1 protein-coding gene is annotated in these 239 nt (G+C 49.4%); it reads right to left on the reverse strand.

Annotation, left to right across the window (positions count from 1 at the left end; all coding sequences use genetic code 11):
• The coding region (locus tag AAEY83_RS18260; protein ID WP_351061526.1) for a 16S rRNA (guanine(527)-N(7))-methyltransferase RsmG at positions 1-239 on the reverse strand (239 nt) is incomplete at both ends.

A 239-nucleotide genomic window follows, 5' to 3' on the forward strand; every position in this document is an offset into this window, starting at 1 on the left:
CCGTACACTGCCGCTCAGGCTGACAAATCGCAATTATTACGGCGGGCAAGCCAGCCCCTGTGCCGATATCCAGCAGCGAGCCTGACGGCAAATGCGTTATAATAGCCAAGCAATCAATCACATGCTTAATCAGCGCCTCTTCTGGATCGGTGATAGCGGTCAGATTATACGCTTTATTCCACAATAAAAGCTGGTCTAAGTACAATAATAACGTGCGCTGCTGCGTCTCACTTAACGGT

This window comes from Psychrobacter sp. TB20-MNA-CIBAN-0197, assembly GCF_040309765.1.
Lineage (GTDB): Bacteria > Pseudomonadota > Gammaproteobacteria > Pseudomonadales > Moraxellaceae > Psychrobacter > Psychrobacter submarinus.